Source organism: Pseudomonas sp. PS01270 (assembly GCF_029959775.1).
In the GTDB taxonomy this organism is placed as follows: domain Bacteria; phylum Pseudomonadota; class Gammaproteobacteria; order Pseudomonadales; family Pseudomonadaceae; genus Aquipseudomonas; species Aquipseudomonas atacamensis.
In genome coordinates this window covers 58,518-83,324 of sequence record NZ_JASCPT010000004.1, presented here as the reverse complement: position 1 = coordinate 83,324, position 24,807 = coordinate 58,518, and the positions used below count along the sequence as shown (strand labels likewise).

At 60.2% G+C, this 24,807-nt stretch carries 29 protein-coding genes; 13 read left to right on the top strand and 16 right to left on the bottom strand.

What is annotated here, in order from left to right:
- Window positions 1-247 precede the first annotated feature (247 nt).
- Window positions 248-1,006, bottom strand: coding sequence for a Nif3-like dinuclear metal center hexameric protein (locus QMX86_RS02785; protein WP_110646360.1), 759 nt, complete (start codon window positions 1,004-1,006; stop codon window positions 248-250).
- A gap of 104 nt (window positions 1,007-1,110) precedes the next feature.
- Between QMX86_RS02785 and algW the strand changes: the two genes are divergently transcribed.
- The 3 genes from algW to QMX86_RS02770 all read left to right on the top strand — a co-directional run bounded on the left by algW (window position 1,111) and on the right by QMX86_RS02770 (window position 5,194).
- Entirely contained in the window at window positions 1,111-2,268 is a 1,158-nt protein-coding gene (algW, locus tag QMX86_RS02780; RefSeq protein ID WP_016770590.1) for a Do family serine endopeptidase AlgW, read from the top strand.
- Window positions 2,269-2,356: 88 nt separating this feature from the next.
- Window positions 2,357-4,462 carry a TonB-dependent siderophore receptor gene (locus tag QMX86_RS02775; RefSeq protein WP_282383928.1) on the top strand — a complete coding sequence of 702 codons (2,106 nt, stop codon included), beginning with the start codon at window positions 2,357-2,359 and terminating at the stop codon, window positions 4,460-4,462.
- 12 nt (window positions 4,463-4,474) lie between these two features.
- The gene (locus QMX86_RS02770) at window positions 4,475-5,194 is read left to right on the top strand and encodes a DUF4198 domain-containing protein (protein ID WP_282383926.1); all 720 of its coding nucleotides are present in this window, start codon (window positions 4,475-4,477) and stop codon (window positions 5,192-5,194) included.
- A gap of 324 nt (window positions 5,195-5,518) precedes the next feature.
- Here the strand turns inward: QMX86_RS02770 and hisC are convergent, their stop codons facing one another.
- The 10 genes from hisC to QMX86_RS02720 form a co-directional block, all read right to left on the bottom strand.
- Window positions 5,519-6,571, bottom strand: a complete 1,053-nt coding sequence (hisC, locus tag QMX86_RS02765; protein WP_282383924.1) for a histidinol-phosphate transaminase — start codon at window positions 6,569-6,571, stop codon at window positions 5,519-5,521.
- A 3-nt stretch (window positions 6,572-6,574) separates the two neighbouring features.
- On the bottom strand, window positions 6,575-7,912 hold the full coding sequence (gene hisD, locus QMX86_RS02760) for a histidinol dehydrogenase (protein ID WP_282383922.1): 1,338 nt from the start codon (window positions 7,910-7,912) through the stop codon (window positions 6,575-6,577).
- 125 nt (window positions 7,913-8,037) lie between these two features.
- Window positions 8,038-8,673 carry an ATP phosphoribosyltransferase gene (hisG, locus tag QMX86_RS02755; RefSeq protein WP_016771668.1) on the bottom strand — a complete coding sequence of 212 codons (636 nt, stop codon included), beginning with the start codon at window positions 8,671-8,673 and terminating at the stop codon, window positions 8,038-8,040.
- Window positions 8,674-8,801: 128 nt separating this feature from the next.
- Complete coding sequence (gene murA, locus QMX86_RS02750) at window positions 8,802-10,067, bottom strand: UDP-N-acetylglucosamine 1-carboxyvinyltransferase (RefSeq protein WP_016771669.1); 1,266 nt, start codon at window positions 10,065-10,067, stop codon at window positions 8,802-8,804.
- Window positions 10,068-10,089: 22 nt separating this feature from the next.
- A complete protein-coding gene (locus tag QMX86_RS02745; protein WP_016771670.1) occupies window positions 10,090-10,329 on the bottom strand; it encodes a BolA family protein in 240 nt (79 codons plus the stop codon).
- Window positions 10,330-10,444: 115 nt separating this feature from the next.
- Complete coding sequence (locus tag QMX86_RS02740; protein ID WP_016771671.1) at window positions 10,445-10,750, bottom strand: STAS domain-containing protein; 306 nt, start codon at window positions 10,748-10,750, stop codon at window positions 10,445-10,447.
- Entirely contained in the window at window positions 10,747-11,400 is a 654-nt protein-coding gene (locus tag QMX86_RS02735; RefSeq protein WP_110603726.1) for an ABC transporter substrate-binding protein, read from the bottom strand. Before QMX86_RS02735 ends, QMX86_RS02740 begins: the two co-directional genes overlap by 4 nt.
- An 11-nt stretch (window positions 11,401-11,411) precedes the next feature.
- Window positions 11,412-11,879: an outer membrane lipid asymmetry maintenance protein MlaD gene (gene mlaD / locus QMX86_RS02730; protein ID WP_016771673.1), complete on the bottom strand. Its 468-nt coding sequence runs from the start codon at window positions 11,877-11,879 to the stop codon at window positions 11,412-11,414.
- Entirely contained in the window at window positions 11,879-12,676 is a 798-nt protein-coding gene (gene mlaE, locus QMX86_RS02725) for a lipid asymmetry maintenance ABC transporter permease subunit MlaE (RefSeq protein WP_073473777.1), read from the bottom strand. Before mlaE ends, mlaD begins: the two co-directional genes overlap by 1 nt.
- A complete protein-coding gene (locus QMX86_RS02720; protein WP_122508228.1) occupies window positions 12,676-13,485 on the bottom strand; it encodes an ATP-binding cassette domain-containing protein in 810 nt (269 codons plus the stop codon). The genes mlaE and QMX86_RS02720 overlap by 1 nt, the downstream gene beginning before the upstream one ends.
- Before the next feature lie 272 nt (window positions 13,486-13,757).
- Here QMX86_RS02720 and QMX86_RS02715 point away from each other — a divergent pair, with 272 nt between their 5' ends.
- The 10 genes from QMX86_RS02715 (at window position 13,758) to QMX86_RS02670 (ending at window position 20,761) form a co-directional block, all read left to right on the top strand.
- The gene (locus QMX86_RS02715; protein ID WP_041477981.1) at window positions 13,758-14,732 is read left to right on the top strand and encodes a KpsF/GutQ family sugar-phosphate isomerase; all 975 of its coding nucleotides are present in this window, start codon (window positions 13,758-13,760) and stop codon (window positions 14,730-14,732) included.
- Window positions 14,732-15,256: an HAD family hydrolase gene (locus tag QMX86_RS02710; protein ID WP_016771677.1), complete on the top strand. Its 525-nt coding sequence runs from the start codon at window positions 14,732-14,734 to the stop codon at window positions 15,254-15,256. Before QMX86_RS02715 ends, QMX86_RS02710 begins: the two co-directional genes overlap by 1 nt.
- 8 nt (window positions 15,257-15,264) lie before the next feature.
- Window positions 15,265-15,837 (top strand): LPS export ABC transporter periplasmic protein LptC, encoded by a 573-nt coding sequence (gene lptC, locus QMX86_RS02705; protein ID WP_024011622.1) that lies wholly within the window; start codon window positions 15,265-15,267, stop codon window positions 15,835-15,837.
- Entirely contained in the window at window positions 15,824-16,369 is a 546-nt protein-coding gene (lptA, locus tag QMX86_RS02700; RefSeq protein WP_073473782.1) for a lipopolysaccharide transport periplasmic protein LptA, read from the top strand. The genes lptC and lptA overlap by 14 nt, the downstream gene beginning before the upstream one ends.
- On the top strand, window positions 16,369-17,094 hold the full coding sequence (gene lptB / locus QMX86_RS02695; RefSeq protein ID WP_024011621.1) for an LPS export ABC transporter ATP-binding protein: 726 nt from the start codon (window positions 16,369-16,371) through the stop codon (window positions 17,092-17,094). The genes lptA and lptB overlap by 1 nt, the downstream gene beginning before the upstream one ends.
- 166 nt (window positions 17,095-17,260) lie before the next feature.
- Window positions 17,261-18,751, top strand: coding sequence for an RNA polymerase factor sigma-54 (locus QMX86_RS02690; RefSeq protein ID WP_016771682.1), 1,491 nt, complete (start codon window positions 17,261-17,263; stop codon window positions 18,749-18,751).
- A gap of 73 nt (window positions 18,752-18,824) precedes the next feature.
- Complete coding sequence (gene raiA, locus QMX86_RS02685; RefSeq protein ID WP_073473786.1) at window positions 18,825-19,133, top strand: ribosome-associated translation inhibitor RaiA; 309 nt, start codon at window positions 18,825-18,827, stop codon at window positions 19,131-19,133.
- A gap of 12 nt (window positions 19,134-19,145) precedes the next feature.
- On the top strand, window positions 19,146-19,610 hold the full coding sequence (ptsN, locus tag QMX86_RS02680) for a PTS IIA-like nitrogen regulatory protein PtsN (protein WP_073473788.1): 465 nt from the start codon (window positions 19,146-19,148) through the stop codon (window positions 19,608-19,610).
- Window positions 19,611-19,612: 2 nt separating this feature from the next.
- Window positions 19,613-20,470, top strand: coding sequence for an RNase adapter RapZ (gene rapZ, locus QMX86_RS02675; protein ID WP_282383908.1), 858 nt, complete (start codon window positions 19,613-19,615; stop codon window positions 20,468-20,470).
- A gap of 15 nt (window positions 20,471-20,485) precedes the next feature.
- Window positions 20,486-20,761 (top strand): HPr family phosphocarrier protein, encoded by a 276-nt coding sequence (locus tag QMX86_RS02670; RefSeq protein ID WP_016771685.1) that lies wholly within the window; start codon window positions 20,486-20,488, stop codon window positions 20,759-20,761.
- A 34-nt stretch (window positions 20,762-20,795) separates the two neighbouring features.
- On the opposite strand, the gene QMX86_RS02665 is transcribed toward QMX86_RS02670, so the two are convergent.
- From QMX86_RS02665 to QMX86_RS02645, 5 genes are read right to left on the bottom strand one after another with little or no spacing between them, the layout of a single operon-like run.
- Window positions 20,796-21,689 (bottom strand): ZIP family metal transporter, encoded by an 894-nt coding sequence (locus QMX86_RS02665; protein WP_282383906.1) that lies wholly within the window; start codon window positions 21,687-21,689, stop codon window positions 20,796-20,798.
- A gap of 30 nt (window positions 21,690-21,719) precedes the next feature.
- Entirely contained in the window at window positions 21,720-22,331 is a 612-nt protein-coding gene (locus tag QMX86_RS02660) for a superoxide dismutase (protein ID WP_282383904.1), read from the bottom strand.
- A gap of 1 nt (window position 22,332) precedes the next feature.
- Window positions 22,333-22,773: a hypothetical protein gene (locus tag QMX86_RS02655; protein WP_073473792.1), complete on the bottom strand. Its 441-nt coding sequence runs from the start codon at window positions 22,771-22,773 to the stop codon at window positions 22,333-22,335.
- Between the two features lie 27 nt (window positions 22,774-22,800).
- Window positions 22,801-24,177 (bottom strand): class II fumarate hydratase, encoded by a 1,377-nt coding sequence (locus QMX86_RS02650; protein WP_110646352.1) that lies wholly within the window; start codon window positions 24,175-24,177, stop codon window positions 22,801-22,803.
- Window positions 24,158-24,565: a hypothetical protein gene (locus tag QMX86_RS02645; protein ID WP_016771690.1), complete on the bottom strand. Its 408-nt coding sequence runs from the start codon at window positions 24,563-24,565 to the stop codon at window positions 24,158-24,160. The genes QMX86_RS02650 and QMX86_RS02645 overlap by 20 nt, the downstream gene beginning before the upstream one ends.
- Between the last annotated feature and the right edge of the window lie 242 nt (window positions 24,566-24,807).

Sequence of the window (24,807 nt, the reverse complement as noted above, 5' to 3'; positions counted from 1 at the left end):
GCTACTCACGAAAGCTTTCTTATGAACGGCCAGCGGGCCGTGTTCGAGCGAGGAATCCTAGCACAGCGACCTCTTCTAATCAGGACGCCAACTAGATCGAAAGGGTATATGAATATGCCCACCAGTTCGGCCGTCAGGGCCGAACGTGGGAGCTAGCCTGCTCGCGAAGGCGGAGTGTCAGGCACCTTGTATTGAAGGTCTGAGGCCTTCGCGAGCAGGCTCGCTCCCACAGGAGTTTGCGGTGAGCTCAGATCGGGTTGGGGCAATCGATGAAGATGTGCTCAAGGGCAAAGCGCTTCGCCAGATACTCACCCAGCGCCTGCACGCCGTAGCGTTCGGTGGCGTGGTGGCCAGCGGCGATGAAGCTGATGTCGTTTTCCCGGGCGCTGTGGAAAGTCTGCTCGGAGGCCTCGCCACTGATGAACAGATCGACACCCGCCGCCACACTCTGGTCGATATAGCCCTGGCCACCACCGGTGCACCAGCCGACGCGGCGGATCATGCCACTGCCTTCGATCAGCAGCGGCTCGCGGCCCATGACTTCCTGCACCTTGCGCGCGAAATCCCGCGCAGTCATTGGCTCATTCAGTGAGCCGACCAGCCCGACGACTTTCGGATTGCTCGGGTCGAGCGGCCCTTCGACAGTGATGTCGAGCTGACGCGCCAGTTGCACGTTGTTGCCGACGTCCGGGTGCAGATCCAGCGGCAGGTGATAGGCGAGCAGACTGATGTCGTGCTTGAGCAGGGTTTTCAAGCGGCGCTGTTTCATGCCGGTGACGCAAGGGTTTTCGCCTTTCCAGAAATAACCGTGGTGGACCAGGATCAGGTCGGCCTCGGCTTCGACGGCGGCATCGAGCAACGCCTGGCTGGCGGTGACGCCACTGACGATGCGCATCACCTGCGGGCGGCCTTCGACCTGTAATCCGTTGGGGCAATAATCGGCAATTTTCGCACTGCCCAGGTAACGGTCGGCTTCTTCGACGAGGGTGCTGAGGGCAACGGCCATGAAAGACTCCTAAATATCCCGTTCAGAGGCGCGCGCGGCCTCGTATAATGCGCGACATTATGGGCGGTCTGACCTCGCCTGCAACCTTTCCAGGAACGTGCTTAATGCTCAAGGCGCTGCGTTTTTTTGGCTGGCCGCTGTTGGCCGGTGTGCTTATCGCTCTGTTGATTATTCAGCGTTACCCCGAGTGGGTCGGGCTGCCGAGCCTCGACGTCAATCTGCAACAGGCCCCTCAGACCACGATCGTGCAGCAGGGGCCGGTGTCCTATGCGGATGCGGTGGGCATCGCCGCGCCGTCGGTGGTCAACCTGTACACCACCAAGGTCATCAACAAACCGGCGCATCCCTTGTTCGAGGATCCGCAGTTCCGCCGCTTCTTCGGTGACAATTCGCCGAAACAGAAGCGCATGGAATCGAGCCTCGGTTCCGGGGTGATCATGAGCCCGGAAGGCTACATCCTCACCAACAACCACGTTACCAGCGGCGCCGACCAGATCGTTGTGGCGTTGAAGGATGGTCGCGAAACGCTGGCACGGGTGATCGGCAGCGATCCGGAAACCGACCTTGCTGTCCTGAAAATCGATCTGAAAAACCTGCCGGCAATCACCGTCGGCCGCTCCGACAGCATTCGCATCGGTGACGTCGCGCTGGCCATCGGCAACCCGTTCGGCGTCGGCCAGACCGTGACCATGGGCATCATCAGCGCCACCGGCCGCAATCAGTTGGGCCTGAACAACTACGAAGACTTCATCCAGACCGATGCGGCGATCAACCCGGGCAACTCCGGCGGTGCGCTGGTGGATGCCAACGGCAACCTCACCGGTATCAACACGGCGATCTTTTCCAAATCCGGCGGCTCGCAAGGCATCGGTTTTGCCATCCCGGTGAAACTGGCGATGGAAGTGATGAAATCGATCATCGAGCACGGTCAGGTGATTCGCGGCTGGCTGGGCATCGAAGTACAACCGCTGACTCAGGAACTGGCGGAGTCGTTTGGCTTGTCCGGGCGCCCGGGGATTGTCGTTGCCGGAATCTTCCGTGACGGCCCGGCGCAGAAAGCCGGCTTGCAACTGGGCGATGTGATTCTGAGCATCGATGGCGAGCCCGCCGGCGATGGTCGCCGCTCTATGAACCAGGTGGCGCGGATCAAACCGACCGACAAGGTGACGATTCAGGTCATGCGCAATGGCAAGGAGCTGAAGCTGACCGCTGAAATCGGCCTGCGTCCCCCACCGGCACCGGTGAAAGAAAAAGAAGAGTAAAAATGTTTTCGCGCCAGTGGCGCGAATAACAGACATTCTCAACAGGCATGTTATATTGTTTCAATTCTAGCAATTGGAACAACATAACATGTCGTCTCGCAAAAAGGCCTCGCTGTTGGGCCTGACTCTGGGTTTGCTCTGCGATCCCGCCTTCGCCGATGAGCCGCAGCCCGTTGAGCTGGAAGCCATCAGCGTCACTTCCGACTACGAATCACCCACCGGCCCGGTCAGCGGTTATCGCGCGACTCGCTCGGCCAGTGCGACCAAAACCGACACGGCGATTCGCGATATCCCACAAGCCATCAGCGTCGTTCCGGCCAGTGTGCTCTCGGATCTGGGCAGCACCAGCGTTGAACGCGCGCTGGATTTTGCCGGCGGCGTATCGAAGCAGAACAACTTCGGCGGCCTGACCCTGTACGAATACAGCGTGCGCGGCTTCACCAGCTCGGAGTTCTACAAGGACGGCTTCAGTGCCAATCGCGGTTATCCGAGTACGCCAGATGCGGCCAATATAGAACGCATCGAAGTGCTCAAGGGCCCGGCCGCCAGCCTGTACGGCCGGGGCGATCCCGGCGGTACGGTGAACATCGTCACCAAGAAACCGCAGCCTGAAGCGTTCACTACCCTGCAGACCAGCGCCGGCAGTTGGGACCGCTATCGCACCGCGCTGGATGTCAACACGCCCCTCGATGATCAGGGCAATGTGCTCTCGCGCATCAACTTCGCCGTAGAAGACAACAACAGCTTTCGCGACCACGTCGACAGCCAGCGGGTCTTCGTCGCGCCTTCGATCAGTTGGCAGTTGAACCCGGACACCTCGCTGCTGGTGGAAAGCGAAATCGTCCGTCACAACTCGACGTTCGATCGTGGCGTCGTGGCGCCGAACAACAAATGGAGCGGCGTATCGCGCTCGACGTTCTTGGGCGAGCCCAACGACGGCAACATCGACAACCACAACAACCTGCTCCAGGCCACTCTTGAACACCATCTGAACGACAGCTGGAAGCTGCGTCTGGCCAGTCACTACAAGGAAGGCAAGCTCTGGGGCGACGCCACGGAACAACGCGCGCTGAACGCCGACGGCCACACGGTCAACCGCCGCTTGCGCGAACGCGACACGAGTTGGCACGACAGCATCACCCAACTGGAACTGCGCGGTCTGTTCGACCTCGGGCCGTGGCAGCATGAATTGCTGATCGGCACCGAGTACGAGAACTACCGCAAGGACGAACGCGTCACCACCATTGCTGGCGGCCCCTACGCCATCGACATCTATAAGCCGGTCTACGGCCAGCCGAAACCCAACGGCGCACGCTCGGGCACCGACTTCTTCGAACACGTTGAAAGTCATGCGCTGAATCTGCAGGACCAGATCATCTTCACCGACAAGTTGCGCGGCATGGTCGGCGCGCGCTTCGAGCATTTCGATCAGCGCATCGACGATCACAGCCGCAACGCCAAAAGCCAACAGCGCCACGACGCGCTGACTCAACGCGCCGGCCTGCTCTATCAGCTCACGCCGAACACCGGCCTGTTCGCCAACGCCTCGACTTCGTTCAAACCGAACAACGGCCTGGATGCCTCCGGCAAATCCTTCAACCCGGAAGAAGGCGTCGGTTACGAAGTGGGGATCAAGAACGAACTGTTCGATGAGCGCATGAGCAGCACCCTCGCCTTCTTCCACATCGACAAGGAAAACGTTCTCGCCCTCGATCCGGGCACCGACACCAGCCGCGCCATGGGCAAGGCGCGCAGTCAGGGTTTCGATTGGCAAGTGAGCGGCCAGGTGACCGACGCAGTGCGGGTCATCGGCGCCTTCGCCTACATCGACGCCGAGGTGACCAAGGGCGACGCGGCCATTCCCACCGGCAGCCGCATCCTCGGCGTGGCCAAACGCAGCGGCAGTCTGCTGGGTGTTTATGAATTCCAGGATGGCCGACTGCGCGGTTCAGACGTCGGCGCAGCGTTCACTTATGTTGGCGATCGCTCGGGCGAATCCGGCAGCGACTTCGAATTGCCGGCCTACCAGACCGTCGACTTGCTCGCGCATTACAAGGCCAGCGACAACGTCACGGTCGGCCTGAACCTGAACAACATCTTCGACGAAAAATACTACGAGCGCTCCTACAGCAACTACTGGGTCAACCCCGGCGAGCCACGCAATTTCACTGTCAGCCTGACACTCAACCTGTAAAAGGACGTCACCATGCACTACGGCAAATCCCTTCTGCTCATCGCCGCGCTGTTCACCGGTCAGGTGTCGGCCCACGGCCTGTGGACAGAGGAGCGACGCGGCAACATCGAAGTGATCTACGGCCATGGCGCCGAAGACAACGCCTTCAAGGCGCAGAAAATCAGCGGTGCCTGGGCTTATGACGCAAGCGGCAAAATGATCCCGGTCAGCGTCGAGCGCCTGGCCGATCATGCCCGTTTGAAACCATTGAAGCCGCCGGCGCTGATGGCCGTGGCGCTGAACAACGGCATGTGGTCGCAGACGGCGGACAAGAAGTGGATCAACGAAGGACGCAGCAAAGTGCCCGGCGCTACCGAGGCCACGCAGACGTTCAAGTACAGCCTGGCGATCTATCAGCCGGGGGCGAAGTTGCCGAAACTGGAGCAGATCAAACTGCTGATCCTGCCGGAGGTCGATCCGCTGACCGTCGGGCCGGGTAAATCGTTACCGGTGCGGGTGCTGCTCGATGGCAAACCGGCGGCCGGGGTGAAGTTGATTGGCGACTATCGCAGCGCGCCAAACACCCTGAGCACCGAGACCGACAAGGATGGGCGTGCGCAGGTGCTGGTGCGTAATGAAGGGTTGAATGTGATTGCGGCGCAGGTTGAAGTGCCGGTGAAGGACAGTGTGGATGTGGACAGTCGTGGGTTGTTCAGTTCGCTGACATTCCTTGGCGAGCCGCATCACGAATAAAAGCACACCCTCACCCCAGCCCTCTCCCAGAGGGAGAGGGAGCCGACCGAGTTGTCTTGCGGGATACATCGACCTGAAAGACCGAGTTGATTGTGGATTCAATACAAATCGTTCAAGTCGGTGAACCTCTGCAATATTCCCCATTCAGCCCCCTCTCCCTCTGGGAGAGGGGGCCGACCGAGTTGTCTTGCGGGATACATCGACCTGAAAGACCGAGTTGATTATGGATTCAATACAAATCGTTCAAGTCGGTGAGCCTCTCCAATATTCCCCATTCAGTCCCCTCTCCCTCTGGGAGAGGGCTAGGGTGAGGGGCTTTTGCTTTTAGAGGTCGCCAAGGCCGTTGATCAACGCCTGATTCTGCTCCGGCGTACCCACCGATATCCGCAAGAACTGCGCAATCCGTTCCTGCTTGAAGTGCCGCACGATCACGCCCTGCTCGCGCAACTTGGCCGCCAGCCCCGCCGCGTCATGCTGCGGGTGGCGAGCGAAAATGAAGTTGGCCGCCGACGGCAGGACTTCAAAGCCCTTGGCCTGCAATTGCGCAACGACCCAATCACGACTCTCGATCACCTGACGACAGGTCTTGTCGAAATACTCGCGATCTTCGAAAGCCGCCGCCGCACCGACAATCGCCAGACGATCCAGTGGATAGGAGTTGAAGCTGTTCTTGATCCGCTCCAGCGCCTCGATCAGATCCGCATGCCCTACCGCCAGACCGACGCGCAGGCCAGCCAGCGAGCGTGACTTGGACAGAGTCTGCGTCACCAGCAGATTCGGATAACGATCGACCAGACTGATCGCCGTCTCGCCGCCAAAGTCGATGTAGGCCTCATCCACCACGACCACCGAATCCGGGCTGGCCTTGAGGATTTGCTCGACGGCTTCCAGCGCCAGCAGGCAACCGGTCGGCGCGTTCGGGTTGGGGAAAATGATCCCGCCATTCGGTTTGGCATAGTCGGCGGGGTTGATCTGGAATTGCGCATCCAGTGGCACCGCATCGAATTCAATGCCGTACAGACCGCAGTAGACCGGATAAAAGCTGTAACTGATGTCCGGGAACAGCAGCGGCTGATCGTGTTGCAGCAGACCATGGAAGATGTGCGCGAGCACTTCGTCCGAACCGTTGCCAAGGAACACCTGACTGGTTTGCACGCCGTAGTATTGGGCCACGGCGTTTTTCAGCAGGTCACTGTTTGGGTCCGGGTACAGGCGCAGGTTGTCGTTGAGCTCGGCCTGCATCGCGGCCAGCGCTTTTGGCGACGGGCCGTACGGATTTTCGTTGGTATTGAGCTTGACCAGCTTGGTCAGCTTCGGCTGTTCGCCCGGCACGTAGGGCACCAGATCCTTGACGAACGGGCTCCAGAATTTACTCATCGCTCAGTTCCCCTGCCCTTTCAAAAAGTCTTGGTCTTTGATGCGGTATTCGGCGCTGCGCGCGTGGGCGCTCAGTGATTCGCCACGGGCCAGTACCGATGCAGTTTTGCCCAGCTCGGAAGCGCCGGCCTCGGAGCAGAAGATGATCGACGAGCGTTTCTGGAAGTCGTAGACGCCCAGCGGCGAGGAAAAACGTGCGGTGCCGGAAGTCGGCAACACGTGGTTCGGGCCCGCACAGTAGTCGCCCAACGCTTCGGAAGTGTGGCGGCCCATGAAGATCGCACCGGCGTGACGAATCTGCGGCAGCCAGGCTTGTGGATCAGCGACCGACAATTCCAGGTGTTCCGGGGCGATGCGGTTGGCGACTTCGATGGCCTGCGCCATGTCGCTCACCTGAATCAGCGCACCACGGCCATTGATCGAAGTTTCGATGATGGTCGCGCGGTCCATGGTCGGCAGCAATTTGTTGATGCTCGCAGCCACCTTATCGAGGAACTCGGCGTCGGGGCTGACCAGAATCGCTTGCGCGTCTTCGTCGTGCTCGGCCTGGGAGAACAGGTCCATGGCGATCCAGTCCGGATCGGTCTGGCCGTCGCAGACCACAAGAATTTCCGAAGGGCCGGCGATCATGTCGATGCCGACCTGGCCGAACACATGGCGCTTGGCCGTGGCCACATAGATATTGCCCGGGCCGACAACCTTGTCGACACGCGGAACGCTTTCGGTGCCGTAAGCCAGGGCGGCAACCGCTTGCGCGCCGCCGATGGTGAACACGCGGTCGACACCGGCGATGCAGGCAGCGGCCAGCACCAGCTCGTTGATTTCACCGCGAGGGGTAGGCACGACCATGACCACTTCGGTCACGCCGGCCACCTTCGCCGGAATCGCGTTCATCAATACCGACGACGGATACGAAGCCTTGCCGCCCGGCACGTACAGGCCTGCGCGATCCAGCGGCGTGACCTTCTGGCCGAGCACCGTGCCGTCAGCTTCGGTGTAGCTCCAGGAATCCTGCTTCTGTTTTTCGTGATAGCTGCGCACCCGGGCGGCAGCTTTTTCCAGGGCCTCGCGTTGCGGCACCGTGATGCGGGTCAGGGCCAGTTCGAGGCGCTCGCGCGGCAGGATCAGGTCGGCCATCGAGGCGACTTCAAGACCGTCGAACTTCTGGGTGAACTCGACCAGCGCTGCGTCACCACGTTCGCGCACAGCCTTGATGATGTCCAGAACGCGCTGATTGACCGAGTCGTCAGACACACTTTCCCAGCTCAGCAGATGATCCAGATGATGCGCGAAATCCGGGTCAGCAGCGTTGAGTCGGCGAATTGCAGTGGTTGCGGTCATAGCGAGAGCCTCATAGGAATGGCAAATAACTCAGGCGCCCGAAACTAGCATTCGATCCGCTTGGGCACCTGAGAATTCTGGCTATGAGGCGGATAGACGGCGCGGCCTCGGGCCGCGCAGGTAGATCAGCCGCGGTGTCGCGATTCCACTGCGTTGCGCAGGGTGTCGATCAACGCCTGGATCCGGGCGTGCTGCATTTTCATTGAAGCCTTGTTGACGACCAGACGCGAGCTGATCGTGGCGATCAGTTCCTGGGGTTCCAGGCCGTTGGCGCGCAGGGTGTTGCCGGTGTCGACCACGTCGATGATCTTGTCGGCCAGCCCGATCAGCGGCGCCAGCTCCATCGAGCCGTACAGCTTGATGATGTCGACCTGACGGCCCTGCTCGGCGTAATAACGCTTGGCAACGTTGACGAACTTGGTCGCCACGCGCAGACGGCCCTTGGGCTCGGCCGCGCCGATCTTGCCAGCGGTCATCAGCTTGCACTGGGCGATCTGCAGGTCCAGCGGCTCGTACAGGCCCTGGCCGCTGTACTCCATCAGCACGTCCTTACCGGCGACGCCGAGGTCGGCCGCGCCATGCTCGACATAGGTCGGCACGTCGGTGGCACGCACGATCAGCAGACGCACGTCGTCCTGGGTCGTGGGAATGATCAGCTTGCGGCTCTTGTCCGGATTCTCGGTCGGCACGATGCCCGCTTCAGCGAGAAGCGGCAGGGTGTCGTCAAGGATGCGGCCCTTGGACAGTGCGATGGTCAACATGGGAAACGTCAGTCCTTATCAAGGTACTCATGCCCGGTCGCAATCGGCGCCGGACACACATCGAGGGTGCGCACACCCTTGACTCGAAACGAATTCAGTGGACACGTCCGTGTGTCCCGATGCAGCGATCAGCCCGGAACGCGACGGATCTTGGCACCCAGCATTTGCAGTTTTTCTTCGATGCACTCGTAACCACGGTCGATGTGGTAGATGCGGTCGATCAGCGTGTCGCCTTCGGCAACCAGCGCCGAGATCACCAGGCTGGCCGACGCGCGCAGGTCGGTAGCCATGACTGGCGCGCCCTTGAGCTTCTCGATACCGGTGACGATCGCGGTGTTGCCTTCAACCTGGATGTGCGCGCCCATGCGGTGCAGTTCGTACACGTGCATGAAACGGTTTTCGAAGATCGTCTCGATCACCGCACCAGTGCCTTCGGCAATGGCGTTGAGCGAGATGAACTGGGCCTGCATGTCGGTCGGGAACGCCGGGTACGGCGCGGTGCGCACGTTGACCGCTTTCGGGCGCTTGCCGTGCATGTTCAGCTCGATCCAGTCTTCACCGCAGGTGATTTCCGCGCCGGCTTCACGCAGCTTTTCCAGCACTGCTTCGAGAATGGTCGGATCGGTGTCCTTGACCTTGACGCGGCCACCGGTCACGGCAGCAGCGACCAGGTAGGTGCCGGTTTCGATACGGTCAGGCATGACCTTGTAGAAAGCCGAACCCAGGCGCTCGACGCCATCGATGGTGATGGTGTCGGTGCCGGCGCCGGAAACCTTGGCGCCCATGGCATTGAGGAAGTTCGCCAGGTCGACCACTTCAGGCTCGCGCGCGGCGTTCTGCAACACGCTGCGGCCCTTGGCCAGAGCAGCGGCCATCATGATGTTCTCGGTACCGGTCACGCTGACGGTGTCGAAGAAGAAGTGCGCGCCGCGCAAGCCACCTTCAGGTGCCTTGGCCTTGATGTAGCCGCCTTCGACGTCGATGACCGCGCCCATGGCTTCCAGACCGCGAATGTGCAGATCGACCGGACGCGAACCGATGGCGCAACCACCAGGCAGTGCGACTTCGGCTTCACCGAAACGCGCGACCATAGGACCCAGTACCAGAATCGACGCACGCATGGTTTTCACCAGTTCGTACGGGGCGATCAGGGTCTTGATGGTGCGCGGGTCGATTTCGACGCTGAGCTTCTCGTCGATCACCGGCTCGATGCCCATGCGCCCGAACAGCTCGATCATGGTGGTGATGTCGTGCAGGTGCGGCAGGTTGCCGACGGTGACCGGGCCATCGCACAGCAAGGTCGCGGCCAGAATCGGCAGGGCGGAGTTCTTCGCGCCGGAAATGCGGATCTCGCCATCAAGACGAGCGCCACCGGTAATAATCAATTTATCCATTAGTATCTCGACGCCCTAGGGCTCAGGTGCGCTCGGCCCAGGCCGCGCGGCTGAAAAATTTCATAGTGACCGCATGGATGCTGCCATCGGTGATCCATGGGTTCAAATGGGCATAGACCTGCTGCTGACGCTTCACCGGGCTCAACGCCGCCAGTTCATCGCTAATCACGTTCAGCTGGAAGTTGCAGCCTTCGCCTTCAACTTCTACCAGCGTTCCTGGCAGCTTTCCTTCAAGGAAGCTCTTCACTTCTACGGCCTGCATGCTCAACCTCAATCGGCGCCCTGTGCGCACGGGTCGGACATCATACAAAAAAGCCCCGCGCCTGCGAACCCCGCAACGCAGGACTCTGACGGGGGGCTTCTTTATAGATGATGGTTCAGGGTTGCGCCAACAACTCGGTCAATTCACTGACCTGAGCGATTTCACGCATGTCGTCAGGCATCGCGCGAATGCTGACGGCCTTGCCGGCCGCCTGCGCATCACGCATGAAGCACAGCAGCAACGACAGGCCGACGCTGCTGGACTTCTGCACCGCCGAACAATCGATGACCAGCGCCGATGCCTTGCTCGACTTGATCAGCGCCTGCCCTTCCTTGCGCAGGTCGGGCCCGGTGCGGTAATCCAGCACGCCGCTGAGCACCAGCTCGTCGACATCACTCATACGAACTGCCGCCTCACTCATTGCGCTGGCTTCGCGGCGGCTTTGTCGGTTTCCTGCTTGGCCTTGGCCACTTCACCGGCCCAGCCATCGATGGTCTTGTCCAGATCGTTGCCATTGCGTTGCATGGCGTCGGCGAACTGGTCACGGAACAGCTTGCCGATATTGATGCCGTTGATGATCACGTTGCGCAGTTTCCACTCGCCGCTGATCTTCTCAAGCGTGTACTGCACCGGATAGATCGCGCCGTTGCTGCCCTTGACGGTCATGTTGACGCTGGTGCGCTCGCCCGATTCGTCTTTGGCCGGGTCAACGGTGATGCCCTGGTTGTTGTATTCCAGCAAAGCGTTGCCGTAGAACTGGAACAGGCCGCGCTTGAAGTTTTCCTGAAAGCGTTGCATCTGCTCAGGCGTAGCCTTGCGCGAATACTTCACGGTCATGATGCTTTTGGAGATGCCCTCGGCATCCACCACCGGACCGACAATGTTGTTCAGCGCCGCATAGAAATCCTGCGGATCCTGCTTGTACTTCTCTTTGTTTGCCTGCAAGTCGGCAAGCATCCGGTTCGTGGTGTCCTGAATCAGGTCATGAGCCGATTGCCCCGGTGCAGCATTAGCCATCAACGGCAGGGCCGCGAGCAACACCAACAGGCCACGTCGCAAGATAGAGATCATTCAAAAGCTCCTCATTTGGCGTCTTTGCTAACGGTATTGAGCAGGAATTTACCGATCAGGTCTTCCAGTACCAGTGACGACTGCGTGTCGTGGATGGTTCCACCGTCTTTCAACTGGGTGTCTTCGCCGCCGACGCTGATACCGATGTATTTCTCGCCCAGCAGACCCGCGGTGAGGATAGACGCTGTGGAATCGACCGGCAGGTTGTCGACCTTTTTATCCACTTGCAGCGTGACCCGACCGGTGAAGCTGTCGCGATCCAGATCGATTGCGGTGACCTTGCCGATGGTCACCCCGGCCATGGTCACTTTGGCTCTGACCGTCAGACCGGCGATATTGTCGAAATATGCATACAACTTGTAAGTGTCGGTGGACGAAGTCGGAGACAGGCCGCTGACGCGCAAGGCGAGCAGCAGCAAAGCCAGGATCCCTGCCAGCAGGAACAGGCCGACACCGATTTCCAGGGTGCGGTTTTGCATCAGAAATCTCCAAACATCAAAGCGGTCAGAATAAAGTCCAGGCCGAGCACTGCCAGCGAGGCAAACACCACGGTCTTGGTGGTGGCTCGACTGATCCCCTCGGAAGTGGGTTCACAGTCATAGCCTTGGAATACGGCGATCCAGGTCACCACAAAGGCGAAAACGACACTTTTGATCACGCCATTGAGCACGTCACTGGTGAAGTTCACGCTGTTCTGCATGTTCGCCCAGTACGAGCCTTCATAAACGCCCAGCCAGTCGACTGCGACCCACGAACCGCCCCAGATGCCGACGACGCTGAAGATCATCGCCAGCACCGGCAGGGAAATGAAGCCGGCCCACAGGCGCGGAGCAATGATGTACTTGAGCGGATCGACACCGATCATTTCCAGGCTGGACAGCTGCTCGGTGGATTTCATGTTGCCGATTTCGGCGGTCAACGCCGAACCGGCCCGCCCGGCAAACAGCAACGCCGTGACCACCGGCCCCAGTTCACGCAGCAGCGTCAGGGCGACCATCTGCCCCACCGCCTGCTCTGAACCATAGCTGGAAAGAATGCTGAAGCCCTGCAACGCCAGGACCATGCCGATGAAAATGCCGGAGACCACGATGATCACCAGCGACATGACGCCGACCGAATGCAGCTGCTTGACCAGCAGGCCAAAACCACCGCTGATACCGCCACGGCCCAGCAGGGCGTGAAACAGGAACAGGGTCGCCCGACCAAACACCGCGACCGCGTCGATCGCCGATTCGCCGAACCGACGCAGGCGTTCCATCAATGAAATTCTGCGCATCAACGCTTCCCCAGAAGATCTGCGCGGTAATCCGTCGCTGGAAAGTGATACGGCACCGGGCCATCGGGATCACCGGTCATGAACTGGCGGATACGCGGTTCATCCGAATTCATCAGCTCATCCGGCGTGCCCTGCCCCAGCACCTGACCATCGCCCACTACATAGATGTAGTCGGCAATGCTCGCGGTTTCTGCCAGGTCGTGCGAGACCACGATGCTGGTGATGCCCAGGGCATCGTTGAGCAGGCGGATCAGGCGCACCAACACGCCCATGGCGATCGGGTCCTGGCCCACGAAGGGCTCGTCGTACATGAGAATCTGCGGATCGAGGGCAATTGCCCGGGCCAGCGCCACGCGGCGCTTCATGCCGCCGGACAGTTCGTCCGGCATCAGCTCGATGGCACCACGCAGCCCCACCGCCTGCAATTTCAGCAGGACGATGTCGCGGATCATGTCTTCCGGCAGTTGCGTGTGCACCCGCAACGGAAAGGCCACGTTCTCGAACACATCGAGGTCGGTAAACAGCGCACCGCTCTGAAACAGCACGCCCATGTGCTTGCGTGCATCGAACAGATCGCTGCGCGACAGCGTCGGCAGGTTCTGCCCGTTGACCCAGACTTCGCCGCCGGACGGCCGCAACTGCGCGCCCATCAGGCGCAGCAGCGTGGTCTTGCCGCAGCCGGAAGGCCCCATGATGCCGGTGACCTTGCCGCGCGGGATGCGGATATCGACGTTATTGAAAATGCTCCGCGCACCGCGCTTGAAGGAGACTCCCTTCAGCTCGACCGCGTAGGCGTTATCGGCACTCATCTAAACTCCTTGCGATGCAGCCTCTCACTGGGATGCCAGACTTTCCTCGGAAACACCTGCATCCCGGGCAGGCCGAACTGGCGGCGAACTATATCACTGCAAAGGCTGAGCGCCCAAGCGAGAACCCGGTCAAGATCGCCGACTGAAGAGGGCCTGAGCGACTTTCAGAGTGTTTTGGTAACCAGTAATGACAAAGCACGTCGAACTTGCGTGAGGCTTTGCCACATAACCGCTATAATCGCCGCCTTTTCATCGGCCCATACGATTCTGACATGAGCAAAACCCGCGACCTGATTCAATCGGCACAACGCACCATCCGCCTCGAAGTGGAAGCCGTCCAAGGCTTGATGGCCCATATCGACGCCGATTTCGTACGCGCCTGCGAGATGATTCTGGCCAGCAAGGGCCGCGTGGTCGTAGTCGGCATGGGCAAATCCGGGCACGTCGGCAACAAGATCGCCGCCACCCTGGCCAGTACCGGCACCCCGGCGTTTTTCGTGCATCCGGCCGAAGCCAGCCATGGCGACATGGGCATGATCACCCGCGACGACGTGATTCTGGCCCTGTCGAACTCTGGCTCGACCAACGAAATCGTGACGCTGCTGCCATTGATCAAACGCCTCGGCATCCAGCTGATCAGCGTCACCGGTAATCCGCAGTCGCCATTGGCGAAGGCTGCGGAGGTCAATCTCAATGTGCATGTCGAGCACGAAGCCTGTCCGTTGAATCTGGCACCGACCTCTTCGACCACGGCCGCGCTGGTCATGGGCGACGCTCTGGCCGTGGCCTTGCTGGAAGCGCGTGGTTTCACCGCTGAAGATTTTGCCTTTTCGCATCCGGGCGGCGCCCTTGGCCGTCGCCTGCTGCTGAAAGTCGAAAACGTCATGCACGCCGGACAGGAGCTGCCGCAGGTACAACGCGGCACCCTGCTCAAAGACGCGCTGATGGAAATGACCCGCAAGGGTCTGGGCATGACCGCTATTATTGAAGCCGATGGCAAGCTCGCCGGGATCTTCACTGACGGTGATTTGCGCCGCACCCTGGATCGCGCCATCGACATCCGCAGCGCCACCATCGACCAGGTAATGACTGCACACGGCAAGACCGCCCGGCCCGACATGCTCGCCGCCGAAGCCCTGAAAATCATGGAAGACCATCGAATCAACGCCCTGGTAGTCGTCGACGAGGAGGATCGCCCGATCGGCGCCTTCAACCTCTCCGATCTGCTGCGCGCAGGAGTCATGTAATGAGCAACGATCTGCTGCAACGCGGCAAAGCGATCAAACTGGCAGTGTTCGACGTCGACGGTGTGCTCACCGACGGGCGCCTGTACTTCCTCGAAGACGGCAGCGAGTTCAAGACCTTCAACACGCTCGACGGCCAGGGCATCAAGATGTTGATGAATGCCGGCGTGCAGACGGCGATCATCAGTGGTCGCAAGACCCCGGTGGTCGAGCGCCGCGCGAAGAACCTCGGCATCCCGCATCTGTTTCAGGGGCGCGAGGACAAACTGGTGGTACTCGACGGTCTGCTCGCGCAACTGGGCCTAAGCTATGAAGAAGTCGCCTATCTCGGTGACGATCTGCCAGACTTGCCGGTGATCCGCCGTGTTGGGCTGGGCATGGCGGTGGCCAACGCTGCCGATTTCGTCCGCGAACACGCCCACGGCGTTACCCGCGCCCGTGGCGGCGAAGGTGCCGCCCGTGAATTCTGCGAATTGATCCTGCGCGCCCAGGGCCGCCTCGAAGCGGCCAACGCCGCGTACCTGTGAGCCTGACCATGTTTAGCAAAAAGTTTCGCAACTTCCTGCTGTTCGGCTGCATCGCGGCGATTTTCGCTGCGGTCGGCTATTGGAACATCAGCCCGGAACGCTTCCTCGACAAGCCGCCGGTCTCGGCCGCCGAAAATCCGATCGACTGGTACGCGACCAACACGCATACCATTCAGTACCTGCCCGACGGCAAGGTGCAGTACGAGATGACTTCCGACAAGGCCGAGCACGTCAAGGCTACCGATGTCACCCTGGTGACCAAGCCTGATTTGAACATGTACCGCGGCACCGACTTCCCGTGGCACGTGACCAGTGAGCGCGGCGAAGTGAATTCCGGCGGTACCGAAGTGGAATTGATCGACTCGGTACGCGTACAGCGCACCGACGAGAAACAGCGCGGCACCCTGATCACCAGCACCCGCATGACCGTGTTCCCGCAGCAGGAATATGCGCAGACTGCGCAACCCGTTAGAATCGAGGGCGCTGGCGGTGTATCGACTGGCGTCGGAATGAAAGCGTACCTGAAGGACAGCAGGATACACCTGCAATCGAACGTAAGAGGACAGTATGAGGCTCGTTAAAACCCTCCCTATTTTGCTCAGTCTGGGCGCAGCACTGGGAAGCGCGAGCGCCTGGTCCCTGCCGAACGATCAGGAGCAGCCGATCCGCATTCAGGCCGACGACGCCCAACTGGACGACAAGAATGGCATCGCCACCTATAAAGGTGACGTGGTCATTACCCAGGGTTCGATGATCGTCAAAGGCAACACCGTGACCATGACTCGCGCGCCCAATGGCGACATCGATGTGGTGACCTCGGTGGGCAACCTGGCCTACTTCGAGCAGTTGCAGACCCAGGGCGACGCCAAACCGGTTCAAGGCTGGGGCGTGACGATTCAATATCACGCTCAGCAGAATCGCGTCGTGCTGATCGACAAGGCCAAGGTTGTCGACAAGGACAACAACACCACCCAAGGCGAGAAAATCGTCTACGACACCGTGAAGAAACTGGCCAGCGCCGGTCGCGCCACGGGCAGCAAGGTCACCGAAGCGCGTCCGCGCATCGACATGGTGATCCAGCCGAAGAAGAAAACCGAAGAGAAATCCCAGTAATGGCAACTCTGAAAGCTCAGCACCTGGCCAAGGCCTATAAAAGCCGCCAGGTCGTGCGTGACGTCAGCCTGTCGATCGACAGTGGGCAGATCGTCGGCTTGCTCGGCCCGAACGGCGCCGGCAAGACCACGTGCTTCTACATGATCGTCGGCCTGGTGCAGGCGGATCAGGGCCGTGTGCTGATCGATGATCTGGACGTCAGCCACCAGCCGATGCACGGCCGCGCCAAGGCCGGTATCGGCTATCTGCCGCAAGAAGCGTCGATCTTCCGCAAACTGTCGGTCGCCGACAACATCATGGCGATCCTCGAAACTCGCCCTGAACTCGACAAGGCCGGTCGGCGCAAGGAGCTGGAAAGCCTGCTGCAGGAATTCCACATCAGCCACATCCGCGACAACCTCGGCATGAGCCTGTCCGGTGGTGAGCGCCGCCGGGTGGAAATCGCTCGCGCCCTGGCCACTGCGCCGAAATTCATCCTGCTCGACGAACCGTTCGCCGGTGTTGACCCGATCTCGGTCGGCGACATCAAGCAGATCATCCATCACCTCAAGGCCAAGGGCATCGGTGTGCTGATCACCGACCACAACGTCCGTGAGACCCTGGATATCTGCGAAACCGCTTACATCGTCAACGACGGTCAACTGATCGCCGAAGGTGATGCCGAGACCATCCTGGCCAACGATCTGGTCAAGGAAGTGTATCTGGGTCACGAGTTCCGCCTGTAAGCGCGACAGCGCTGTATCGATTCAAGGCGCATTTATCCGCTTTAATTGTTACAGCGCTCTAGGCAAACACTTCAGTTTCAGGCATATAATTTGCTTAAGTTTGGCGCTTCGGCGCCCTGTAGTGGATGGCGCAAAGCGCCGGCGAATAAGGTGTTAAGCCCCTGCCATGAAACCATCGCTAGTCTTGAGAATGGGCCAGCAGCTGACGATGACACCGCAGCTGCAACAGGCCATCCGCCTGCTCCAATTGTCGACCCTGGACCTGCAACAGGAGATCCAGGAGGCTCTGGAATCCAATCCGATGCTCGAACGCCAGGAAGAAGGCGACGACTTCGACAATGCCGATCCTCTGGCCGACAACGCCGAACAGAAGCCCGCCGAAATCCAGGAACCCTCCTACCAGGAAACCGCCCCGACGGTGGACAACCTCGAGGATGGCGAGTGGAACGAGCGCATCCCCAACGAACTGCCAGTGGATACCGCCTGGGAAGACGTCTACCAGACCAGCGCCAGCAGCCTGCCGAGCAGCGATGACGATGAGTGGGATTTCACCACCCGCACATCCGCCGGCGAGAGCCTGCAGAGCCATCTGCTCTGGCAACTGAACCTGGCGCCGATGTCCGACACCGATCGCCTGATCGCCGTGACCCTGATCGACTGCATCAACAATCAGGGCTATCTGGACGAAACCCTCGAAGAAATTCTTGAAGCGTTCGATCCGGAACTGGACATCGAGCTCGACGAGATCGAGGCCGTCCTGCATCGCATCCAGCAATTCGAGCCCGCCGGGATCGGCGCCCGCAACCTCAGCGAATGCCTGCTGCTGCAATTGCGCCAGCTGCCCGCGAAGACGCCGTGGCTGACCGAGGCCAAGCGGCTTGTCGCCGATTACATCGACCTGCTCGGCAGCCGCGATTACAGCCAGTTGATGCGGCGCATGAAGCTCAAGGAAGACGAGCTGCGCCAGGTCATCGAACTGGTGCAAAGCCTCAATCCGCGTCCCGGCTCACAGATCGAGTCGACCGAAGCCGAATATGTCATTCCCGATGTGATCGTGCGCAAGGACAACGAGCGCTGGCTGGTCGAGCTGAACCAGGAATCGGTGCCACGTCTGCGCGTCAATGCCCAGTACGCCGGGTTTGTGAAACGTGCCGACACCAGCGCCGACAACACTTTCATGCGCAACCAGTTGCAGGAAGCCCGCTGGTTCATCAAGAGCCTGCAGAGCCGCAACGAAACCCTGATGAAAGTGGCCACGCAGATCGTCGAACATCAGCGCGGTTTCCTCGAATACGGCGACGAAGCGATGAAGCCATTGGTATTGCATGACATCGCCGAAGCGGTCGGCATGCACGAATCGACGATTTCCCGGGTGACCACGCAGAAATTCATGCATACCCCACGCGGTATTTATGAGCTGAAATACTTTTTCTCCAGCCACGTCAGCACCTCCGAAGGCGGCGAATGCTCGTCCACGGCGATCCGCGCGATCATCAAAAAACTGGTCGCCGCGGAAAATCAGAAAAAGCCGTTGAGTGACAGCAAGATCGCTGGTTTACTGGAGGCACAAGGCATTCAGGTGGCTCGCCGCACCGTCGCCAAGTACCGCGAATCCCTCGGAATCGCGCCTTCGAGCGAACGCAAGCGGTTGATGTAAGCCACGTTACAGCGTTCCAGTGGCAGGCTTTTCGGCCTGCCGCTTTATGCACTGGCAACGAAGGAGAAGCTGTATGCAAGTCAACATCAGTGGACACCAACTGGAAGTGACCGAACCTCTGCGTTCCTACATCGAGGAAAAACTCGACCGATTGGAGAGGCATTTCGACAAAATCACTAACGTGCAAGTCACGATGTGCGTCGAAAAACTGCAGCAGAAGATCGAAGCCACACTGCATATACCCGGCGGAGAAGTAGTTGCCAACGCAGAAAATACCGACATGTACGCTGCGATCGACTCACTTACCGACAAGCTGGATCGCCAACTCAAAAAGCATAAGGAAAAGACCCAGAGCCTCCTCCAGGGCGCGACCGGTCGTTAACACCCCTATCCCATGATCCGACTTGAAACCATCCTGACCCCCGGCCGTTCCCAAGTGAACGCGCCGGGCGGCAGCAAGAAAAAAGCCCTCGAACAGATTGCCAACCTGATCCACCGCGAAGTGCCGGATCTGGCGATGCAGGAAGTCTTCGAGGCGCTGATCGCCCGCGAAAAACTCGGCTCCACCGGTTTTGGCAACGGCATCGCCATTCCCCACTGCCGCCTCAAGAGCTGCACGGCGCCGATCAGCGCCCTGCTGCACCTCGAAGCCCCGATCGATTTCGACGCCATCGACGGCGCTCCGGTAGACCTGCTGTTCGTGCTGCTGGTCCCGGAAGCCGCAACCGACGCGCATCTGGAGTTGTTGCGCCAGATCGCCAGCATGCTCGACCGCAAGGAAGTTCGTGAAAAACTGCGCAGCGCCGCGAGCAACGAAGCCTTGTACCAGGTTGTACTGGACGAGCAGAACGGGCACTAATCATGCGTTTGATCATTGTCAGTGGCCGTTCGGGCTCGGGTAAAAGTACCGCCCTGAATGTCCTTGAGGACAACGGCTACTACTGCATCGACAATCTGCCGGCCGGTTTGCTGCCGGAACTGGCCGAGCGTGCGCTGATTCACACGGAACTGGCGCAGCCGCTGGTCGCCGTGTCGATTGATGCGCGCAACCTGCCCAGCCATCTGTCACGCTTTCCCGAATTGCTCGAAGACGTGCGTGCCAAACACATCAAGTGCGATGTGCTGTATCTGGACGCCGACGAAGAAACCCTGCTCAAGCGTTTTTCCGAAACCCGGCGACGTCACCCGCTGAGCAACGCCAATCGCTCGCTGGCCGAGGCGATTCACGATGAAACCGCCCTGCTCGGCCCGATCGCCGATCTGGCTGACCTGAAAATCAACACCACCAACCTCAATCTGTATCAACTGCGCGATACCCTGAAGTTGCGCCTGTTGAATCAGCCTGAGCCCGGCACGGCGTTTCTGGTTGAATCATTTGGCTTCAAGCGCGGCATGCCGGTCGACGCCGACCTCGTGTTCGATGTGCGCTGCCTGCCCAATCCGTACTGGAAACCGGAGCTGCGCGCTCAGTCCGGCCTCGATGCCGCTGTGGCCGAGTACCTGGCGCAGCAGCCGGATGTCGAAGAAATGTATCAGGACATCTACGCCTACCTGAACAAGTGGCTGCCACGTTTCGCCGCCAGCAACCGCGCCTACGTGACCATTGCCATCGGCTGCACCGGCGGGCACCACCGCTCCGTCTACCTGACCGAACGTCTGGGTCAGGCCCTGCAGAAAACCCTGAAGAACGTCCAGGTTCGCCACCGCGACCTCACCTAAAGGATTCACACCGCGATGCCTGCTCGTGAAATCGAAATCATCAATAAGCTGGGTCTGCATGCTCGGGCATCGGCCAAATTCGTCGGCGTGGCCGGTCAGTATCCAGACTGCACGATCCGGGTGGGACGCACCCCTGAAACGACTGTCGACGGCAAGAGCATCATGGCGATGATGATGCTCGCGGCGGGTAAAGGCACCAAAATCCATTTGAGCACCGAAGGCGAACAGGCTCAGGAAGCCATGGACGCATTGGTCGATCTGATCGAAAGGTATTTCGACGAAGGTGAATAATCCTCGAGGCGGGGACACTGTTCCTCGCCTCCATTCACCCCAACGCCGTATCCATCACCATCATCAGACAAAACCCGACCAACAGGCCCAGACTCGCCAGCTTGTCATGCCCATGACGACGCGACTCCGGGATCACTTCGTGGGTCACCACCAGCAACATCGCCCCGGCCGCCAATGCCAGTCCCAGCGGCAACAGCACCTGAGCCAGACTCACCAGCCACGCACATAACAGTGCAAATACCGGTTCGACCAGCCCAGACGCCGCGCCGATGAGAAACGCCCTGAACCGTGACATCCCCGCCCCGGCCAGCACCAACGCAATCACCAGCCCTTCCGGCACATCCTGCAACGCAATGCCCATCGCCAGACTGTCGGCGTCCGCCATCCCGCCGCCGGCAGACACGCCGACCGCCATGCCTTCCGGAATGTTGTGCGCGATGATGGCGAACACGAACAGCCAGATTCGTGGTGGAATCACCGGATGCTCCATAGTGCCGACGAGCATCTCCGGCGAGGCACCCGAAACGCGCCGATCCACCAGATACAGACCGAACGCGCCGAGCAGGATGCCGAAGCAGATCAGGCCACTGGCGGCCCACGGCGTAAGACCAAGACTCTCCGCCGCAGCAATGCCCGGCACGATCAGCGAAAACGCCGTCGCCGCCAGCATCACCCCGGCACCAAATCCCAGCAAAGTGTCGCTGAGTGCCTGCGGCATGCGCCGGATCACCAGCACCGGCACGGCGCCAAGCGCCGTGCCCAACGCGCAGATGGCGCCCCCCTGCAAGGCGCGCAACAGCCGCGGTTCCAGATTCAGCCACTGCAAACCGTGGGCGACCAGCAAAGTCATCCCCGCCAGCAGCAACAGCGAGCCCACCGCGTAACGAAACATGCGCCCGCTGCCAATCGCCAGTGTTTCCGTGCCCATAGTCAGCCCTGGATTGTTTTTATTGAAGGCTTAAACCAGTGCGGCGTGATAGCGCGCAGCAACTTCCGGCCAGTTGATCACGTTGTAGAACGCGTTGATGTATTCCGGGCGACGGTTCTGGTAGCGCAGGTAGTAGGCGTGCTCCCAGACGTCGAGACCGAGGATTGGGGTATTGCCGTTCATCAACGGGCTGTCCTGATTGACGCTGCTTTCCACGACCAGTTTTTTCTCCGGTGTCACGCAGAGCCAGGCCCAACCGCTGCCGAAACGGGTCAGCGCGGCCTTGGTGAAGGCTTCCTTGAAACTGTCGAGTCCGCCCAGTTGCTCATCAATAGCCGTGGCCAGCGCGCCGTCGGGCTTGCCGCCTCCGTTGGGCACCATCACTTCCCAGAACAGCGAGTGATTGGCGTGACCGCCGCCCTGATTGATCACCGCCGCGCGAAGCTTTTCCGGCAGTTGCTGGACGCTGGCGACAAGTTTTTCCACCGGCCACTCGGCGAATTCGGTGCCTTCCACGGCGGCATTGAGGTTGTTAATGTAGGTCTGGTGATGCTTGGTGTAATGGATTTCCATGGTCTGCGCATCGATGTGCGGCTCGAGGGCATCGTAGGCGTAAGGCAAGGCAGGCAAGGTAAAAGCCATTTCAATGGACTCCATACTGATGAGAAGTTGAGGCGCGGCGGGCATTGCCGGTGTCCGGATGCAGCAGGCGCTGGGTGCGCGGGTACTCGCCGTGCTCGCTGATGAAATTCAACAGTTCGACGTAGGTCTTGCTGCTCTGGCGCAACGCCGCCTCACGCAGGGCCGGACGCAGGCGTTCGTCCTGAATGGTCTGCAACAAACGTTGATGGATAGCGCACAGGTATTCGGCGCTCTCCTCCGGTTGGTTCAGGCGCAAATGCAGGTCGGCGAGGTTGTGATGAGAGACGACGCAGGCCGCCACCGCTTCGTCGGCATCCGCCCAGCGTTCGAACAACACTTGCGCCAGAGCCAGGGCTTGCAGGTAAGCCTCTCGGGCGTCGATCAGTTCGCCCAGCATGAAGCAGCGATTGGCCCGTTCGATCGTGCGTTTCCAGTGCTCCATGGTGAGCCTCCAAAGCGGTTGCGGGGTTTACACGCCGCCGGCGGTGAGTTTCTCGGGGTTGAGCAACTCTTCCAGTTGGCTGCGCGACAGGTCGGTGTGTTCCAGAGCGACGTCGATCACCGCGCGGCCTTCCTTGTAGGCCTGCTTGGCGATTTCGGCGGCTTTCTGGTAACCGATGATGGGGTTGAGTGCGGTGACCAGAATCGGATTGCGCGACAACGCTTCTTGCAAGCGCGATTCGTTGACCTTGAAAGTAGCGATTGCCTTGTCACCGAGCAGGCGACTGGAATTGGCCAGCAGTTCGATGCTGCTCAGCAGGTTGTGCGCGATGATCGGCAACATCACGTTCAGTTCGAAATTGCCGGATTGACCGGCCACGGTGATCACCGAGTCGTTGCCGATCACTTGCGCAGCGACCATCGCAGTGGCTTCCGGGATCACCGGGTTGACCTTGCCGGGCATGATCGATGAACCCGGTTGCAGTGCTTGCAGTTCAATTTCGCCGAGGCCGGCCAGGGGACCTGAGTTCATCCAGCGCAGGTCGTTGGCGATTTTCATCAGCGACACCGCAGTAGCTTTGAGCTGGCCGGAGACAGAGACTGCCGTGTCCTGCGAGCCAATCAGCGCGAACAGATCCTTGCCCGGGGTGAACTGCACGTCGGTCAGTTGGCTCAGATGCCGACTGAATCGCGCGGCGAACTCCGGATGCGCATTGATCCCGGTACCGACCGCGGTGCCGCCCTGCGCCAGCGCTTGCAGGCTTGGCAGCAAATCCTGCAGATGGCCGATATTGGCCTTGAGCTGCTGCGCCCAACCGTTGAGCACCTGGCTCATGCGCACCGGCATCGCGTCCATCAGGTGGGTGCGCCCGGTCTTCACATGGTGATGCACTTGCTCGGCCTTGCGCTCGATCACCTGGACCAGATGCAACAGCGCCGGCAGCAGTTGTTCATGCAGCGCCAGCGCGGCGCTGACGTGGATGGTGGTCGGGATGATGTCGTTGCTGCTTTGCCCGCAGTTGACATGATCGTTGGCGTTGACCGGCTCGCCGAGCATGCGGCTGGCCAGCGTGGCGATCACTTCGTTGGCGTTCATGTTCGAGCTGGTGCCGGACCCGGTCTGGAAGATATCCACCGGGAAATGCTGCATGAAATCGCCTTCGAGCAGACCTTGCGCGGCATCACTGATGGCTTTGCCCTGGGCCGCGCTGATCTGGTTCAGCTCAACGTTGGCCCGGGCAGCGGCGGCTTTGGCGAGGATCAGCGCGCGGACGAACTGCGTCGGCATCGGCTTGCCGCTGATCGGGAAGTTGTCCACGGCGCGCTGGGTCTGCGCGCCATAGAGCGCATCGACCGGCACCTGCAGTTCGCCCATGCTGTCGCGCTCAATACGTGTCTTGGTCATGCGAATGTCCTTGCAGCAAATCAATGAGAGGAATCGACGGTTGCAACTCGCAAGTGGCGAGCTGCCAGGTGTAGCGTTGCCAGCGCCGCAAGCGGCATTGGCATAGCGACAGGCGCTCCATTTCACGCAAGGGGCGCCAGGCTTGATCGAGACAGACGCTGCGCCAGTGCCACGGCAACGCGATGTCGGTGGCGGTATCGAGCAGCAGACGGAAAGACGTTTCGGCGACGGTCCAGGGCGAAGTGGCCGTGCAACAGGACAGATAGCGTCCTTCGGCGAGGTAGTGTTCGATCAGGCGCGGTTCGTCAGGATCCAGCGCGCAACGGATCTGGCGGCTCATCCAGCGCCAGCTTTCGAGGTAGGGCTGCTCGTGCAAGGCAGAACTCATGATCCGGGACTCGTTCGGAGATGAGATTTATTATTAGATGATAATGAGAACCAACACAAGCACTCGAGTTTTGCGCTGCTCACTTGTGGGAGCGACCCTGCTCGCGAAATGCGCTGTGTCAGTCAGCACATTTACAACTGATCCACCGCTTTCGCGAGCAGGCTCGCTCCCACAGGGGATTTGTGCGAAGCGAATAAAAAAGGCGCGGCATCCAGAACGGATGGCGCGCCTTTTTTTGTTGG